The following is a 15177-nucleotide window of genomic DNA, read 5'->3' as shown; positions in this document are numbered from 1 at the left end:
TTCGCACTATGCAGGACAGCACGCACCGGACTCCCCCCGCGGCCGGCACCGTCGGCTGGGGGATCCTGGGCACCGGCGGGATCGCCGCACGCTTCGCCGGGCAGTTGCCCCGCTCGCACACCGGCACCCTGGCAGCCGTCGGCAGCCGCTCCGCCGCCTCCGCCCGCGACTTCGCCCAGCGCTTCGCCGCACCGCGGGCGCACGGCTCGTACCAGGAGCTGCTGGACGACGACACCGTCGACGCGGTGTACGTCGCCACGCCTCACCCGCAGCACGTCGAGTGGGCGGTGCGGGCCGCCGAGGCCGGCAAGCACGTGCTGGTCGAGAAGCCGATGGCGGTGCGCCGGGTCTGGGCCACCGCCGTCATCGAGGCGGCGGTACGGGCCGACGTGTTCCTGATGGAGGGGTACATGTACCGCTGCACCCCGCAGACCGCGAAGCTGGTGGAGCTGGTCAGAGACGGAGCCGTCGGCGACCTCCACCACATCCAGGCGCAGTTCTCCTTCGGCGGTCCCGGTTTCGACGCGAGCAGCCGGCTGTTCTCCAACGTGCTGGCCGGCGGCGGCATCCTGGACGTCGGCGGCTATCCGGTCTCGATGGCCCGCCTGCTGGTCGGCGCCGCGGCGGGCGCGCCCTTCGCCGACCCGGAGCACACCACCGCCGCCGGAACCGTCGGCCGCACCGGCGTGGACGAGTGGGCCCTGGCCACCCTGCACTTCACCGGCGGGCTGACCGCCCAGGTCGCCACCGGCATCCGGCTCGCCGGCGAGAACCGGGTCCGGATCTACGGCTCCGGCGGCTTCCTCGACGTACCCGACCCCTGGTTCTGCGGGGACGGCGAGCCCACCGGTCTGATGCTGCACCGGGTGGGCGAGGAGCCGCGGGAGATCCGGGTCCCGCCGGCGCACATCTACGCGGCCGAGGCCGACACCGTCGCCGGCCATCTCGCCGACCGCCAGGCCCCGCAGATGAGCTGGGCCGACACCCTCGGCAACCTCGCCGTCCAGGACGCCTGGCGGGCGGCCCTCGGCCAGCGCTACGACAGCGAGCGCGACGACGCTCCCGTATCCACCGCCTCCGGCCGGCCGCTCGCCCGCCGCGCCGACGCGGCGATGACCCACGGCCGCGTCCCCGGCCTGGACAAGGACATCTCCCGGCTGGTCATGGGCGTCGACAACCAGCCGGACCACATCCACGCCTCGGTCGTCTTCGACGACTTCTTCGCGCACGGTGGCACCGCCTTCGACACCGCGTACCACTACGGCGGGGGACGGCAGGAACGGCAGCTCGGCCGGTGGATGGAGGACCGCGGGATCCGCGACGACGTCGTGGTCATCGGCAAGGGGGCACACACGCCGCACTGCGACCCCGCCTCGCTCAGCCGCCAGCTGGAGACCAGCCTGGAGCGGCTGCGCACCGACCACGTCGACATCTACTTCCTCCACCGCGACAACCCCGAGATCCCCGCGGGCGAATTCGTGGACGTCCTCGACGAGCACCGCCGAGCGGGCCGGATCGGCGTGTACGGCGGCTCCAACTGGAGCCCGCAGCGGGTCGACGAGGCCAACGCGTGGGCGCGCCGGAACGGGCGGCAGCCGTTCACCGTGCTCAGCAACCACCTGAGCCTGGCCCGCGCCCACGCCGTGCCGTGGGAGGGCTGCCTGCACGTCAGCGACCCGGACTCGCAGGACTGGCTGCGCGACCGGGAGGTGGCGCTGTTCCCGTGGTCCAGCCAAGCGCGCGGGTTCTTCACCGGCCGGGCCGCTCCCCACGACACCGGCGATGCGGAGCTGGTGCGCTGCTTCTACTCGGAGGAGAACTTCGAGCGACTGGACCGGGCCCGCAAGCTCGCCCGCGACCGCGGCGTGCACCCCACGGCCATCGCCCTGGCCTGGCTGCTCCACCAGCGGTACCCGGTCTTCCCGCTGATCGGTCCCCGCCAGGTCTCGGAGACCCGCACCTCCCTGGCCGGGCTGGACGTACGCCTCTCTCCACAGGACGTCGCCTGGCTGGACCTGCGCGAGGAGTAGCGGCGGCCCGTCCGCAGGGTCTGGCGCCCCGGCCCGCGTGTCTCCGTACGGTCGAGCGAGCGCTTACCGCACGCGACCACCCACGGCCTGCTGACCGCCTGGAGCCTGTACGGCGTCACCGCCGCACGCGACCGCCTCCCCGAGGACGCCGCCGGCGGCGACACCTCTCCTGGGAGTTCGTCCAGGCGTGGGCCCGATGCGCGGAGGCGGTGCAGAGCTGGTCTCCGCCCCGCCTCCGCGCCGCGCCGCGTTGTTGTTCGCGCGGGTGGCGGAACTGCCCGGACGGCAGGCCCGGGTTGCCGTCAACCGCTGCCGACGCCGCTCATGATGGCGCTGATGATGCCCGGCTGGGTCACGGCGCGCGAGTTTCGGTCGAACAGACCGAACCCGTACTGTCCGTTGTAACCGTTGTCCCAGTAGATGCTGACTGCTCCGTATTTCTTGGCTGTGGCCGCCAGGGTCCGCGCAAAGTCAGCACGGTATGTGTTGCTCGCCGGGTCGAAGGACGACTTGTCGATCGCTCCGTATTCGCCGACGACTACCGGATACCCCTTCGTGACGAACCTGTCGTACATCTTCTTCAACTGCCCGTCCAGAAAGTCCTCCTGCCCCCAGGTGGACGTCCTTGACGGATCGGTCGCGGCCGGGCCCCACTGCGTGATGGATCCGCTTTCCTCTCCGGTGAAGTCCCACGGATCGTAGTAGTGCACGGAGATCATGATCCGGTGCTCGTCGCCGGGAATGGAGGGGGATCGATACTCGTCGGTCGGCAGGGCGAAGCCGTAGTCGCCCGCGGTGTAGTCGATGTTTGTGTTCCAGCCGGGAATGAGCAGCCACCGTGAGCTGTTGTTGCCACCGGTCTGCCGCACCGTGTCCACGAAGATCTGGTTGTAGTCGTTGATGTTCGAGTAACACGGTTGAGTCGGCTGGCCGTACTGGCCGTCGAACTCCTCGTTCATGGATTCCAGGATCAGGCGCTGGTCGTAGCCCTGGAACTTCGACGCGATCTGCTGCCATACCTTCTGGTACTTGTCCTTGATTTCCGTCTGACCGGACGAGTCGCAGATCAGCCAGGAGCCGTCGATCGTCTTGAAGCCGTCGCCGTGCATGTTGATCACCACGTACATGCCTCGGCTGTAGGCGTAGTCGACGACTTCCTGGACCCTGTTCAGCCAGGACGAGTTGATCGTGTAATCCGGGCCGGGCCCTATGTGGCGCAGATAGGAGACGGGGATCCGGATTGTTTTGAATCCTGCCGCCTGCACCTTGTCGATGAGATCCTGGGTTACCGTCGGATTGCCCCATGCCGTTTCACTGGGATACCCGTTGACGGTGGCTTCGAGTTGGTTCCCCAGATTCCAGCCCGCACCCATGTCGGAAACGATCTGCGAAGCATCCGACTGAGCCGCTGTGTCAGCAGCCGCCTGATTCGCCGAGCCGCCGGATACGGATGCGGCCACCGCCAGTACGATGGCAACGAGGACGGTTCTGATCTTCATTGTTTTTGCCGCCATTAACGCTTCCTCTCCTCTGGTCCTGAGGTGCCGGAAACCTGGTGGATTCACTGATGTCGGGCGGTCGCGGCCATGGCGGCTCGGCGCCGAACGGCGCAGACGAGTGCGACGGCCGCGTGCAGGGGCCGCCATGGGCGGTGGAACTTCACCGCACCTTCTGCGACCATGGTCGCCGCCGAAGGTCCGGTCGATGACTGCGGTGCGCGGCTTCCGGTGGCCGTCGAATTCCCATCGAAGCGCTTCGATGGGAATTCGACGAGCTGGCTCCTTTTCCCCCGGGTAGAGAATAGAGTCACGCCGCGGCCATGACAACAAGCACGACCGCACCCTTCGGCGGCAGGCATCGGTGCCGCGAGCGTCCTCTACGACGTCGCCTGGATGTGCGTCTGATACTCGGTGTAGCTCGGGTAGCGCCCGGCCATCCACAGGATGCCCAGCCGTTCCCCGGAGTCCAGGCCGCGTGGGGTGAGGGGCCGGACCTGAGTGACCGTGGAGTCCGCGGTGACGGCCTCCCGCTCCCACGTCGTTCCGCCGTTCGTCGTCGTCCAGCGCTCGATCTCGTTCACGGACCCGATCCGGCGTGAGAGGAGGACCACGGACGGGTTGGTGTGATCGAGCGTGATGCCACCGGAGTAGTTGATCTCGCCGGGCTTCTCGGCGATCGTGCCGCCGGCGGCGGTCAGCTCCTGGTCGTCCCAGGCGGTGCCGTTCCACTGCGCGTAGTGGTACCGGTGGTCCGTGTCCGTGGGGAACCGCGCGAAGGTGAGGACGGGGTGGCCCTGGCTGTTGAGGGCGATGTCGTGAATCCATGACTTCCCGCCGCCCGAGCCGGCGTCGTAGACCTTCGTGGCCTGGGCGGGCGTCACCGCGGTGGACAGGGGCCCGATCCGGCTGCCGTCCGTCCGGTAGAGCGAGCCGGCCCGGTAGTACATGTGGTAAATGCTGGTGTTGAGGTTCCTCGGATGGGCTTCGGTGAAAGCGAAGTGGATGGTGTCGACGTCGTTCGACGCCACCTTCACGTAGGGCCGCTCCCCGGGGACCGAGACGAGGGTGGATGCGTCGGTCCACCGGTCGCCGCCGGTCGTGGTCGACCAGGTCGGGTTGTAGTTCCCGCCCCGCCAGAAGAGGTACAGCTTGTTGTTCTCCGCGGAGAGCTCCACCGGATTCGGATAGGTGTAGCCGGTGCCGCCCTCGGTGTTGGTGGGGATCTCCTTGGTTCTCTCCCAGCCCTGGCTGATGTCCTCGACCGCCACGGACCGCCGGTAGTACATGGAAGGACCTTGGTGTCCGGACCAGAACACCACCACATGGCCCGTGTGGCGGATGAGGATCGACGGGGTGTTGTGGTCGTCGATCTGGAAGCCGGTCCGGAGCGTGGAGGTTACGGACGCGCCGCTGTCGTGATCGTACTGCGTCACCCTGATGTCGCCGAACGAGGTGATGTATCCGACGAAGGTGCGCCGGTGCCGGCCGCGGTGATGGACCGCCCGCGGGTCTCCGAACCAGCACCACGCACCGCTGGGAGCGAGCGTGTGGGTGGCCGGGAGAGCCGCCGCGGAAGCCCCGGCGCGGGGACCGGCGGCTTGTGCCGCGGGAGTCGCTGCCGCCACAGCGAACGCCCCGGCGGCCGAGGCGAGTCCGCCCAGCACCGCGCGACGTCCGGGGGGCCTGAGTGGGGGGTTCACCATCTGGTCCTGCCTTTCACGAGTGGTTGCTCCGGTCATGCGTAAGATCGGACGGCCCAGGGGCTCCGGGTACGGCTGCCGCCGCAGCGCCGGTTCGACGGCGCAGAGGACTTGGCCGCCCGGAACCGCGCGACGACGCGACCGCCCCGGGGAGCCGCGACCCGCCCCGGTCAGGTCCCGGGTCAGACGCCGCGGCGGGTGAAGCACTGGTTGGGGTTGCCGCTGTAGGTCCACTGGGAGATGCGGGCACCGTCGGCGGTGGAGTACTCCCAGACGTCCATGGCCAGGCCGGATTCCCGGTTGATGAGGCTGATCACGTCACCGCCGTGGTCGACCACGCGCCACTGCTGGCCGGTGGCGCCGGTGTCGGTCTGCTGGAGGACGTCGGCGCCGGTGGCGCTGCCCGCGGGCTGGAGGAACAGGCCGCTGTGCATGGCCTTGACGCGGACGTGGCCGTCACCGGCGTCGACGAACTCGAACTGCTGGCTGAGGCCACCGCCCGGGGTCCGCTGGACGAGCAGTGCGCCGGCGGCGCTGGAGGCCCCTTCGATGTCGGCAGCCTTGCCGCTGTGCCGGGCCACCAGGGTGTAGGGGCCCGGCCCTCCGGGCGAGTCGCCCAGTTGGGCTTCCCACCTGGTGTTCGGCCCGGCCGCCGCGGCCGGGAGACGGTCCCGTGCCGCGTCGTCGCCGTACATGGTCCAGCGGGCCCATTCGACGACGGTGTCCGGGAAGCGGTTGTCGCTCCAGAAGCTGGTGTGGCTGCCCCCGACGAAGGTGAGGAACGCCTTGGGCCAGGCCATCTCGTCGTAGGCCTGGCGGGCCGAGTCGTAGCGCGTGAGGTCGTCGCGGTCGCCGTGGACGAACACGACCTTGGCCGTGATCGAGGCGGCGGGGGTGCCCATGTCCTCGCAGGACTGCGGGTTGGCCGAGATGATCCGGCTGTCCGGCCAGGAGGTCAGCAGACCATGGGTGATCATGCCGCCCAGGGAGTGGCCGGAGACACCCACGCCGATGTCGGTGTTGAGGTGCCCGGCCAGCGGTCCGCTCGAATTGAGGGCGAGGGTGTTGGTGAGGATCTGCGAGACGTCCCGGGCGCTGTTGCCGTTTCCGACGTCGGTGAAGTTGTGGTTGAAGTGCGGGGCGGGGACGACGAAGCCCGCAGCGGCCAGGGCCTGGATGAGGAACAGGGAGTTCTGCGGGCTGCTGTCGAAGCCGTGGGTGTAGTTGTAGACGGGGAAGACGCCGTCGGCGACAGGGGCGTCCGTCACCGGGCTGCCGCCGGGGGTGCCGGTGGCGGGGTAGTAGACGTAGGTGGTGCACGGGCGGCTGCCGCGGGTCCAGTCGTACCGGCGCACGCCGACCCTGAAGGGCGTGGTCGGCGCCGGGTCCAAGGGCCCGACGGCGGCCGGTGCCTGCCCCGTGCCGAGCAGCGACAGGCCCACGCCCGCCGCTCCGGCCGCGCTCATGCCGAGGAATGTCCGACGCTGCATGGTCATGGATGACTCCTTGGGTGCGGGGATGGGTGCAGTGCTGGGAGTTCGGCTGTCCTGTGGGCTGTCCGGTTACGAGGCGGCCACGTCGTGGTCGCCGCGTCGGGGAACGACGTCGATCACCGCCGTGACCGGTCCCTTGCCGGTCATGCCGGTGGCTGTCACCTCACCCGGCTCGTCGGCCGCGCCGGGTGGCAACGGCTGCCAGCGGACGGGGACACCGGTGATCGTGTCGTCGGCGGTGGTGAGCACGCGGACGGCGGAGGGCAGCTTCGGTGCGGTTCCCACCGTGGTGGCGGTGTAGACGGTGTCCTGGAGGATGTGCTTGGCACGGCTGGCGTTGAAGACGTTGATGGAGGCGTGCGGCTCCCACGTGCCGGCCTTTTGGGGCACGGCCCGGAACATGGGCTGGTAGCCGGCCGGCTCCCACACCAGCACAGCTGAGCCCCGGTTGTTGACCACGTCGTTGGCGGCCTGGAACACCCTCTGGACGGCGTCCGCCTGCCCTTGCATCGTCCGCGGGTAGGGTGAGCCGGGCACCGGGGAGCCGTCGCCGCCCGAGGCGGGGTAGGCGGTTTCGGCGACGTCGATTTCGTAGCCGGGATAGGCGATGGTCATGGTGTGCAGGTTGTGATCGAGCGCCTCGGGCGTACCGTGCCACTCCGGGTAGTACGAGAGGGCCAGCACGTCAGGATCCTGGCCCTTCGCCTTCACCCGGGTGAGGAACTGGTCCCAGAACTCCATGGTCTTGGCGAGCCCGTCGGCGTCCTTGTCGACGATCACGTGGATCTCGACCTTGGACGTCGGTGACGCGTCGCGGACCGCCTCGATCCCGGCCGCTGCCAGGGTGGTGAACCGGTCCCACGACTCGTCGTAGAGCCTCCGCTCCGCCGGGTCGGTCGACTTCCAGTACTTCCACAGCAGGCCACCGCCGGGTTTCGACTGGTAGACATCGGCCTCGTCGACGAAGTACGGCGGGTCGGTCGTGCCGATGTGGGCCGCCTCGCTGCCGTACATGAACCCGTTGATGACCTCATTGCCGACGGCCACCTTCTCCGGCGTGGTGCCCTGCTTGACCAGCCGGTCCAGGTAGTCGGCGGTGTAGTCGTAGACGGCCCTGGACAGGTCCGCGAAGTCCCGCTCGGCCCAGGCGCGTGGCTTCGGTTGCTTGCTCGGGTCCGCCCAGGAGTCCGCGTAGTGGAAGTCGATGCCCAGGCCCATGCCCCGCTGCTTGATCCACCGCGCGGAGGTCAGCGAGCGCTCCGGGCCCTGGCGCGGTACCGGCGTCGGCCGACCGGTGCTCTCGCTGCGCGGCTCGTTGAAGATCCGCAGCCGGGCGTACTCCATGCCGCGGTCCTTGGCCACGTCGAGGAGGTGTGGCCCGGCGCCGCGGTCTTCGGCCAGGGGATCGACCCAGTACTGCCGGTCCTGGAAGTCGTCCATCCAGGACAGATCGGCGCCGAGGACGAGGTCGTCGCGCAGGTAGTTGAAGACCTGGAGCTCGCTGACACCGGCCCGGGCACGGCCCGGCCCACCGGTGAACGTCAGCCGGACGAAGCGCGTTTCCGGCCGGGTGAACAGGTGTACTTCCCCGCGCGACACGGCTCGGTTGTGGGACCTGTCGGCGATGGTCTTCCACCGGCGGCCCTCGGACGACGCCTCGACGACGTACCGGTGGGCCACGCCGCGGTCCGGGAACGTCACCGTGACCTTGCGCAGGTTGTCGTACGTTCCACCGAGGTCGACGGTGAGCCGCTGCCGGGCGCCGGTGCCCCCGGGGTGCCAGGAGGTCGTCGGGTCGCCGTCGATGGCCAGTCCGGCGTTCGCCGAGCCGTCGCCGGCTGTCGCCGAGGCCCAGGGCTTGGCGGCGATATTGCTTTCGATGGGCTTGATGTCCGCGTGTCCGAAGGTCGCGCGGGCCGGCGCGGGCACCATCAGTAGCGTCGCGGCCACCATGGTGGCCAACGTCGTCGTACCCGCGACGGCGCGGGCCGGACGCTTGCTGCGCATGTCCTTCTCCTGACGGTGTGGGACGGGACCCCGAGCGCTCTGCCGGCCGAAGGGACCGGCAGAGCGTGGGGGGTCAGGCAGTCGCGGCAGCGACATCCAGGTAGTCGACGTTGGGCAGTCCGGCCGCCGTGGTCGGTTCCAGCCGGATGGTGTTGGTGCCGGCGTTCAGCGGGACGGTCACGGTCTTGGTGGACCACGTCGTCCACGCGCCGGTGGCCTCGAACGACACGTTCCCCACCGTGGATCCGTTGACGACCAGGTTCGCCGGCCGCGCACTGGCGCCGTTGGCGAACCGGACGCCCAGCGTCGCCGTGCCGGCAGCCTCCGGGGTCACCGTGAACTGCGCGACGCCCTCCGCAGCGTTATTGCCGTTGCAGAACCCGCTACCGGAGAAACCGGCGTGATTCGAGTCGATCGTGCCCTGACACTCCGCCGGCGCGGTCTCCGCCTCATAACGCTGTCCCGCCGGCGGTGGCGTGTCGCCGGAGGTCTTGACGAGTGAGAGCTGGTCGACGGTGACGCCGGCCGAACCCGACGCCCGCACCGTGACGGTGACGGTCCCGCTGGGCAGCTCGATGCCGGTGAGCTCGCGCTTGGCCCAGCCGCTCGACGACGGGACGTCGAGAGTTCTTTCGCTGCCGTCGGCGCCGGTGACCACGACCTGTCCGGAGCTCCCCCGAGCGTGCAGGGACAGGGTGTAGGCCCCTGCGGGCACCGACTCGATCCGCTGCTCGACGCCGCCGCTGTCACCCACCTGGAGGGCGAAACGAGACCCGTTCGCACCACCCTCGACATTGGTCGACCACCCACCGGTCCGCTGCCATCCCCGTACGTTGGAGACGATGATGCGGTCGGCCTGGATGTCCGGGTTGAGGATGTAGTTGTTCGCCGGTCCGGCGCGCCACTCACCGGTCGTGACGTTGAACTGCCACTGGCTCATCGAGTGGAACTGCGGGCGCGCACCGGTCTTGGTGATCGGCACCCACTGGTTGTACCCGATCCCGTTCCAGGCGAAGTCGGCCCAGCGGTCGCCGGCGTAGATCACCGTGTTCTGCTTCGTGCCGTTGACCGTCACGAAGAACCCGGTCTGCGTCACGTGGCTGTAGTCCCTCTCGGTGCCGGCAAGGACGTACTCGCTGCTGTAGGAGCCCTGGATGTCGCTGCCGGTCGACTCGTTGACGTAGTTGACGGAGGTGTTCCAGCCGTGCAGGTCCGACGCCGCGTGGTAGTACTTGCCGTCGAGCTTGAACATGGCGTTGCCCTCGCGACCGTCGCCACGGCGGATCTCCACGCCCGGCTCGATCCGCAGCGAGTCGGACTCCCGGAACTTGGCCACGAAGCCGCGCGAACGTCCTTCGCGGTTGGAGAAGATCAGGTAGTCCTTGCCGTCGTCGTCGGTGAAGACGGTCTGGTCCCCGGTGCCGGTCGTGGGCGAGTTGGTGATCTGCGTCTGCAAGTAGCCGAAGTCGAAGGTGTCGGTCGGCGAGTCGCCCTGCAACAGCAGAACGCCGTGCCCGCCCCGGCCCGGGTGCCACATCTGCGTGGCGAGCACGTATTTGCCGGTGTTCTCGTTGTACGTGACACCGAGCCGCCCGACCCAGCCCGCGCCACCCATGGTGGCGCCGCTGCCGGCGTCGGTGGAGCGCGTCGCGACGCGGTTCTCGAACTTCCAGTTCACCAGGTCCTTGGACGAGTACACGGGGATCGACACGAAGCTGACGTCGCCGTCGTACTTCCGCGTCGGATTGGCCCGGTAGTACTCGGCGCCGGTGTAGTGCACGCCGTACCAGTAGTAGGTGTCGCCGAACTTGAAGACTCCGCCGCCCTGCGAGTAGATGGGGTTGCCGTCGGTGTCGTTCCAGAAGGTGTCGTTCGTGATGGTCTGGAACGTGCCTTCGTCAGCGGCCTTCAAATCGGCGGCGGCGGTCATCAGCGCCGTCTTCGCGTCAGCGACGTCCGACTTACTGGCCGAGGTGTCGTCGGCCACACCGGCCGCGGTCCGCAGCGCCTTGGCGAAGGGCGCCCAGGAGCGGGCCGTGTACTTCGACGGAGTGCGCGTCTGGTAGTCGGACACCAGGTACTTCAGGCCGCGCTCCTTCGCCGGTCCGGCAGCGGCACGCTGGTCTTGGAGCTCCTTTGCCGGTGTCTGCGTCGTCGGTTTCTCCTTTACCGGCGCCTCCGCCGCAGCGGTGCTCGCCGAGGCCGGTGCCGCCAGCGCCAGGGATAACAATGCGGTGGCAGCCGACTTCCAGTACTTCGACAGTGCACGTGATCTGTGCCTCAAGATGTCACCTTCCATCGTTCTCAAAAGCGCCGGGCTCCGGCGCACTTCCGCTGAAGGGCAGTCCCCGGCCGGGCCCGTCGGGACGTCGGCGAATCCGTGGTGTCCGGTTGTCAGCGGACGTCGATGCGGGGTTGCGGCGGTGTGCTCATGCCGTTGCCGAGGAAGAAGCTCGGGTGCGGCGGCTGGTTGTAGGCGGTGTTCTGCCAGGCGACGGCGACCCGGTACTGGGGGTCGTGCATCAGCGTGTACATCCGCCGGTCGGTCTGGACGGGGGTGGCGTAGATGCGCAGCGCGGCGTTGTCGTCACGCGGGAGGATGATCTCCTCGCGCCAGTCGCCGAACAGGTCGCCGGACAGCGACGGGGTTGCCTTGGTGCCGTTGATGGAGTGCGCGCCGGAGGCGGTGAGGAGGCGGGAGTCGCCACCGGTGCCGTACTTGTCGACGTGGTTGCCGTCGAGCAGTTCCCGTACGGGGTCGGCGTCCCACCAGGCGAGGAAGTTGGAGCTGCCGGGGTTGCGTCCCACGTTGCCGCCCGAGGCGTTGAGCAGGTTGCCGAGGCCGGTGCCCGACCCCCAGAACTCGGCGCCCGCGTTGCCGGCGTAGATGTCGCCTGCCACCCCGCGGGCCGGGCCTTCGCAGCCGCAGGTGTTGTTCCGCTGCATGAGGATCGAGCCGTTGCCGGCGTCGCGCAGTGTTGCGGAGGCCCCGGAGCTCTGCTCGTGGATCTGCCAGATCTCTTTGCCGGTGCGGCCAGGGACGAAGTCGCCGACGTGCAGGGCGTCTCCGTGGGCGTAGAAGTCGGTGGTGTACCGGCCGGTGCCGTCGGCGTTGATGGTCATGCCGCCGTAGATGACTTCGTCGGTGCCGTTGCCGTCGACGTCGGCGATGGACAGCGAGTGCGTGCCGCGTCCGGTCCACCGGTTGCCCGCGTTGTCGGAGTCGAACTTCCAGCGCAGGGTGAGCTCACCGCCGCGGAAGTCCCAGGCCGCGATGGCGCTCTTTTCGTAGTAGCCGCGGCCCATAATGAGGCTGGGGCGCTGCCCGTCCAGATACGCGGTCCCGGCCAGGAACCGATCGCCGCGGTTGCCGTAGTCGTCGCCCCAGTCGTTGATGTTGCCGCGTGCGGGCTGGAAGTCCACGGTGGACATGGCGGCGCCGGTCAGCCCGTTGAACATGGTGAGGTACTCCGGCCCGGTGATGATGTATCCGGAGGAGTTGCGGTGGTCGGCGCCCGCGTCGCCGATCACCTGCCCGGTGCCGGAGACGGTGCCGTCGCCGGTCTTGACCGCGAGTTCCGCGCGCCCGTCACCGTCGTAGTCGTAGACCTGGAACTGCGTGTAGTGCGCTCCGGCGCGGATGTTGCGGCCCAGGTTGATGCGCCACAGCCGTTGCCCGTCGAGCCGGTAGGCGTCGATGTAGACGTCGCTGGTGACGCCGGACTGCGAGTTGTCCTTCTGGTCGTCCGGGTCCCACTTGAGGAAGATCTCGTACTGTCCGTCGCCGTCGACGTCACCGACGCTCGCATCGCCGGCCGTGTAGTTGCTTCCCGGCCGGGAGATCGGCACGTCCAGGTGGTTGCCGCCGGCGAAGCGCAGCGAGGGCTCGGACGCCGGCTGCTCCGCCCCGTCCACGACGGCGCGGACGGTGTACGAGGCGTCTGCCGGCGCGCCGGCGTCGAGGTAGTTGGTGGAGTCGGTGACCGGCGAGGCGTTCAGCTTCGTCGAGCCCCGGTAGACGTTGAACCCCGTGGAGGACGTCTCGGTCCCCAGCAGCCGCCACGACAGCAGGTTGCCCGACGCCGAACGCACGCTGGTCAGGCCGCGGTTGAGGTCTTCCATCTGCTTGCCGGGCGGCGCGGTGCCGCCGACCTCGAAGTCGAGGTAGTCCACGTTGGCGAGGCCCGCGGCGGTGGTGGGGTCGAGCCGGATGGTGTTGCTGCCGGCGTCGACGGACACGGCCAGGGTCTGGGTGGTCCATGTGGTCCAAGCGCCGGTGGAGCCGAAGCCGCGGGCCCTGTGGGCGACCGTGCCGTTGACGGATACGTCGGCCGGGCGGTCCGCGGTGGTGCCGTTGGCGTAACGGATGGAGACCGTTGCCGTGCCCGCGGCGGACGCGTTGACGGTGAACTCCGCGCCGGCGCTCATCGCGTTGTCGGTGTTGCAGAATCCGCTGCCGGAGTATCCGGTGTGGTTGGACTCGATGAGACCGTCGCAGGTGGCGGGTGCCGTTTCGGCCTCGTAGCGGGTCGGAGCCGCTGATGCCGTCGGGGAGGTGACGGCACCGGTGCCGGCCATGGCCAGCGTGATGCCGGCACAGAGCAGCGCGGCTCGCGGTCGGGGTGCACGCATGGGCTGTTCTCCAGAACGGGTTTGGTGGGATGTAGGGGGAACCCGCGGGCCGTACGCGCTGGCTCCGGCAGGTCGTGATGCGCCGCCCCGGATAAGCCGGTGTGGCGAGGGCGTGCGGTCTGCCGGATGGATCACGACCCTGTGAGTGCTGTGCCGCGCCCCGGATAAGCCGGTGTGGCGAGGGCGTGCGGTCAGCCGGGTGGATCATGGCCCTGCGAGTGCGGGCCGGCGCCGGGAGGCGGCGGGACAACGACCTGGCCGTCGATCGGGCGTGCCGGAGCCGGTTCCGCTTGGTGCTGGCTTGCTCTGCGCTTTCCAGGCCCCTATGACATATAGGTTGCCGCCGGGTCACACAAGTGTCAACCATGCCTGAGTGCGGCACCCTCGACGACGAGAGGGCCGTTTGCGGAAGACCGTGCAGCGGCACGAGGCCGCCATTACAGTCGGGCACATCCTTGTGATCGCGATTTGCGCCGGAGTGCACCGTTGGCCCGTGTGTTCGACCTCGAAGAGATCTTCCGGGATGCGGACGCGACATCGGTGCGGCTTCCCCGCCGGCAGAGCGGCTCGCCGCAGGGGCTCGGGACGACCCTTGTCGGCGACTACACACTGAGCACCCGCGCCTGGCTGCCGTCGGCGGCGATCGTGGACCTGCTCGGCGAGTTCGGGGTGTCCGGCCCGTCCGCCCGCACGACGATCAGCAGGCTGTCCCGCCGGGGTGTGCTGGAGGGCAGACGGAAGGGGCGGCACAGCGCATACCGTCTGACCGACGCCGCCGCTGCCAACCTGTCCAACGGCGGTCGCGAGATCGCGGCGTTCGGCGCCGGCACCGATTCCTGGGACGGCCGGTGGACATTGGTCGCGTTCTCCATGCCGCAGGAAAAGAGCACCCGGCGACGCGCCATTCGAGAGCACCTGCGCTGGCGCGGATACGCGCCGCTCTACGACGGCGTCTGGGTGTCGCCCCACCCGTTGACCACCCGGGAGCAGGCCGCCCTGGCGGGGCTGGCCTTCGGCGCGATGAGCGTGTTCCGCGCGCAGCACCTGGAACTGGAGACAGGTGCGGCCCGCAACCCGGTCGACGCCTGGGACCTCACGGGCATTGCCAAGCAGTACACCGCCTTCGTCCGGCGGTGGGGCCGCCTGCTTCCCCGTGTCACCGCGGGCACGATCTCCGGCACCGCGGCGGTGCGACTGCGCACAGAGGTGATGGACACGTACCGCCGGTTTCCGGTGATCGACCCGCTGCTGCCGGTCGGGCTGCTGCCGCCCGGCTGGCCGCGTACACGTGCGCGGGAGGTGTTCGCGGCGGTGTACGACGGGCTTGCCGAACCGGCACAGGCCCACGTGCGGGCCATTGCGGCGCGCGCCGCCGACGGGGCACCCTCGCAGATCCGCGCCCACACCGTCGCCGAGATGGGCGCCGACATCGTCAAGGGCGGGACGGCTCTTCGCGAAACCTGAAGCCCTGACCGCCACGCGGCCGGGGGGTACGTCTTCCGGGGCCGCCGCCACGTCGTCGCATGGAACTGCTTCCGTTCCCGCACCTGGCGTGCAGCGGAACTCCTGCCGAACAGTGAGCCCTTGTGATGTCCCAGCTGTGACCGCCGACCTCCGCGGTGCCCACCCGCGGGCCGATGGGGCCGACCGGGACGTACCGGTTGAGCCACAGCATGCTCTCGTGGTCGTGGTTGTCGCCCGGACCAGCCGCTCGGGGCGGCGGCACCGGTTCCGTCGGCCTCGAAGCCGCTGGTGGCCGGGGCGCTCGCCGCGCGGGTCGGTGGGGCGGGGGGCGGCCGCCTCCGCTGACGGCGGC

The 15177-nt window shown here is 69.5% G+C and carries 9 protein-coding genes; 2 read left to right on the top strand and 7 right to left on the bottom strand.

Features of this window, described 5'->3' with window-relative positions; all coding sequences use genetic code 11:
- The first annotated feature begins 8 nt into the window (after window positions 1-8).
- Window positions 9-2030, top strand: coding sequence for an aldo/keto reductase (locus ACHZ99_RS06550; protein ID WP_420303418.1), 2022 nt, complete (start codon window positions 9-11; stop codon window positions 2028-2030).
- Between the two features lie 302 nt (window positions 2031-2332).
- Here the strand turns inward: ACHZ99_RS06550 and ACHZ99_RS06545 are convergent, their stop codons facing one another.
- The 6 genes from ACHZ99_RS06545 to ACHZ99_RS06520 form a co-directional block, all read right to left on the bottom strand.
- Entirely contained in the window at window positions 2333-3544 is a 1212-nt protein-coding gene (locus tag ACHZ99_RS06545; RefSeq protein ID WP_420303417.1) for a glycoside hydrolase family 5 protein, read from the bottom strand.
- 362 nt (window positions 3545-3906) lie between these two features.
- Window positions 3907-5232 carry a BNR-4 repeat-containing protein gene (locus ACHZ99_RS06540; protein ID WP_420303416.1) on the bottom strand — a complete coding sequence of 442 codons (1326 nt, stop codon included), beginning with the start codon at window positions 5230-5232 and terminating at the stop codon, window positions 3907-3909.
- Between the two features lie 179 nt (window positions 5233-5411).
- Window positions 5412-6725, bottom strand: a complete 1314-nt coding sequence (locus ACHZ99_RS06535) for an RICIN domain-containing protein (RefSeq protein WP_420303415.1) — start codon at window positions 6723-6725, stop codon at window positions 5412-5414.
- Window positions 6726-6791: 66 nt separating this feature from the next.
- The gene (locus ACHZ99_RS06530; protein ID WP_420303414.1) at window positions 6792-8729 is read right to left on the bottom strand and encodes a glycosyl hydrolase 53 family protein; all 1938 of its coding nucleotides are present in this window, start codon (window positions 8727-8729) and stop codon (window positions 6792-6794) included.
- Between the two features lie 73 nt (window positions 8730-8802).
- Window positions 8803-11028, bottom strand: a complete 2226-nt coding sequence (locus ACHZ99_RS06525) for a family 43 glycosylhydrolase (RefSeq protein ID WP_420303413.1) — start codon at window positions 11026-11028, stop codon at window positions 8803-8805.
- Between the two features lie 95 nt (window positions 11029-11123).
- A complete protein-coding gene (locus tag ACHZ99_RS06520) occupies window positions 11124-13361 on the bottom strand; it encodes a carbohydrate-binding protein (RefSeq protein ID WP_420303412.1) in 2238 nt (745 codons plus the stop codon).
- 495 nt (window positions 13362-13856) lie between these two features.
- Between ACHZ99_RS06520 and ACHZ99_RS06515 the strand changes: the two genes are divergently transcribed.
- Window positions 13857-14825, top strand: coding sequence for a PaaX family transcriptional regulator C-terminal domain-containing protein (locus ACHZ99_RS06515; RefSeq protein WP_420303411.1), 969 nt, complete (start codon window positions 13857-13859; stop codon window positions 14823-14825).
- Here the strand turns inward: ACHZ99_RS06515 and ACHZ99_RS06510 are convergent.
- Window positions 14794-15087, bottom strand: coding sequence for a GH12 family glycosyl hydrolase domain-containing protein (locus ACHZ99_RS06510; RefSeq protein WP_420303410.1), 294 nt, complete (start codon window positions 15085-15087; stop codon window positions 14794-14796). The two genes, ACHZ99_RS06515 and ACHZ99_RS06510, sit on opposite strands and share 32 nt — an antisense overlap.
- Between the last annotated feature and the right edge of the window lie 90 nt (window positions 15088-15177).

The organism is Streptomyces sp. MAR4 CNX-425 (assembly GCF_048656465.1).
Classification (GTDB): domain Bacteria; phylum Actinomycetota; class Actinomycetes; order Streptomycetales; family Streptomycetaceae; genus Streptomyces.
The sequence above is the reverse complement of the archived record's forward strand: the minus strand, read 5'-3'. Positions and strand labels throughout refer to the sequence as shown.

What these genes read in the sequence shown, in the direction of transcription:
- ACHZ99_RS06550 (WP_420303418.1), top strand. Translation starts at nt 9, where the DNA reads ATGCAGGACAGCACGCACCGGACTCCCCCCGCGGCCGGCACCGTCGGC.
- ACHZ99_RS06545 (WP_420303417.1), bottom strand. Translation starts at nt 3,544, where the DNA reads ATGGCGGCAAAAACAATGAAGATCAGAACCGTCCTCGTTGCCATCGTA.
- ACHZ99_RS06540 (WP_420303416.1), bottom strand. Translation starts at nt 5,232, where the DNA reads ATGGTGAACCCCCCACTCAGGCCCCCCGGACGTCGCGCGGTGCTGGGC.
- ACHZ99_RS06535 (WP_420303415.1), bottom strand. Translation starts at nt 6,725, where the DNA reads ATGACCATGCAGCGTCGGACATTCCTCGGCATGAGCGCGGCCGGAGCG.
- ACHZ99_RS06530 (WP_420303414.1), bottom strand. Translation starts at nt 8,729, where the DNA reads ATGCGCAGCAAGCGTCCGGCCCGCGCCGTCGCGGGTACGACGACGTTG.
- ACHZ99_RS06525 (WP_420303413.1), bottom strand. Translation starts at nt 11,028, where the DNA reads ATGGAAGGTGACATCTTGAGGCACAGATCACGTGCACTGTCGAAGTAC.
- ACHZ99_RS06520 (WP_420303412.1), bottom strand. Translation starts at nt 13,361, where the DNA reads ATGCGTGCACCCCGACCGCGAGCCGCGCTGCTCTGTGCCGGCATCACG.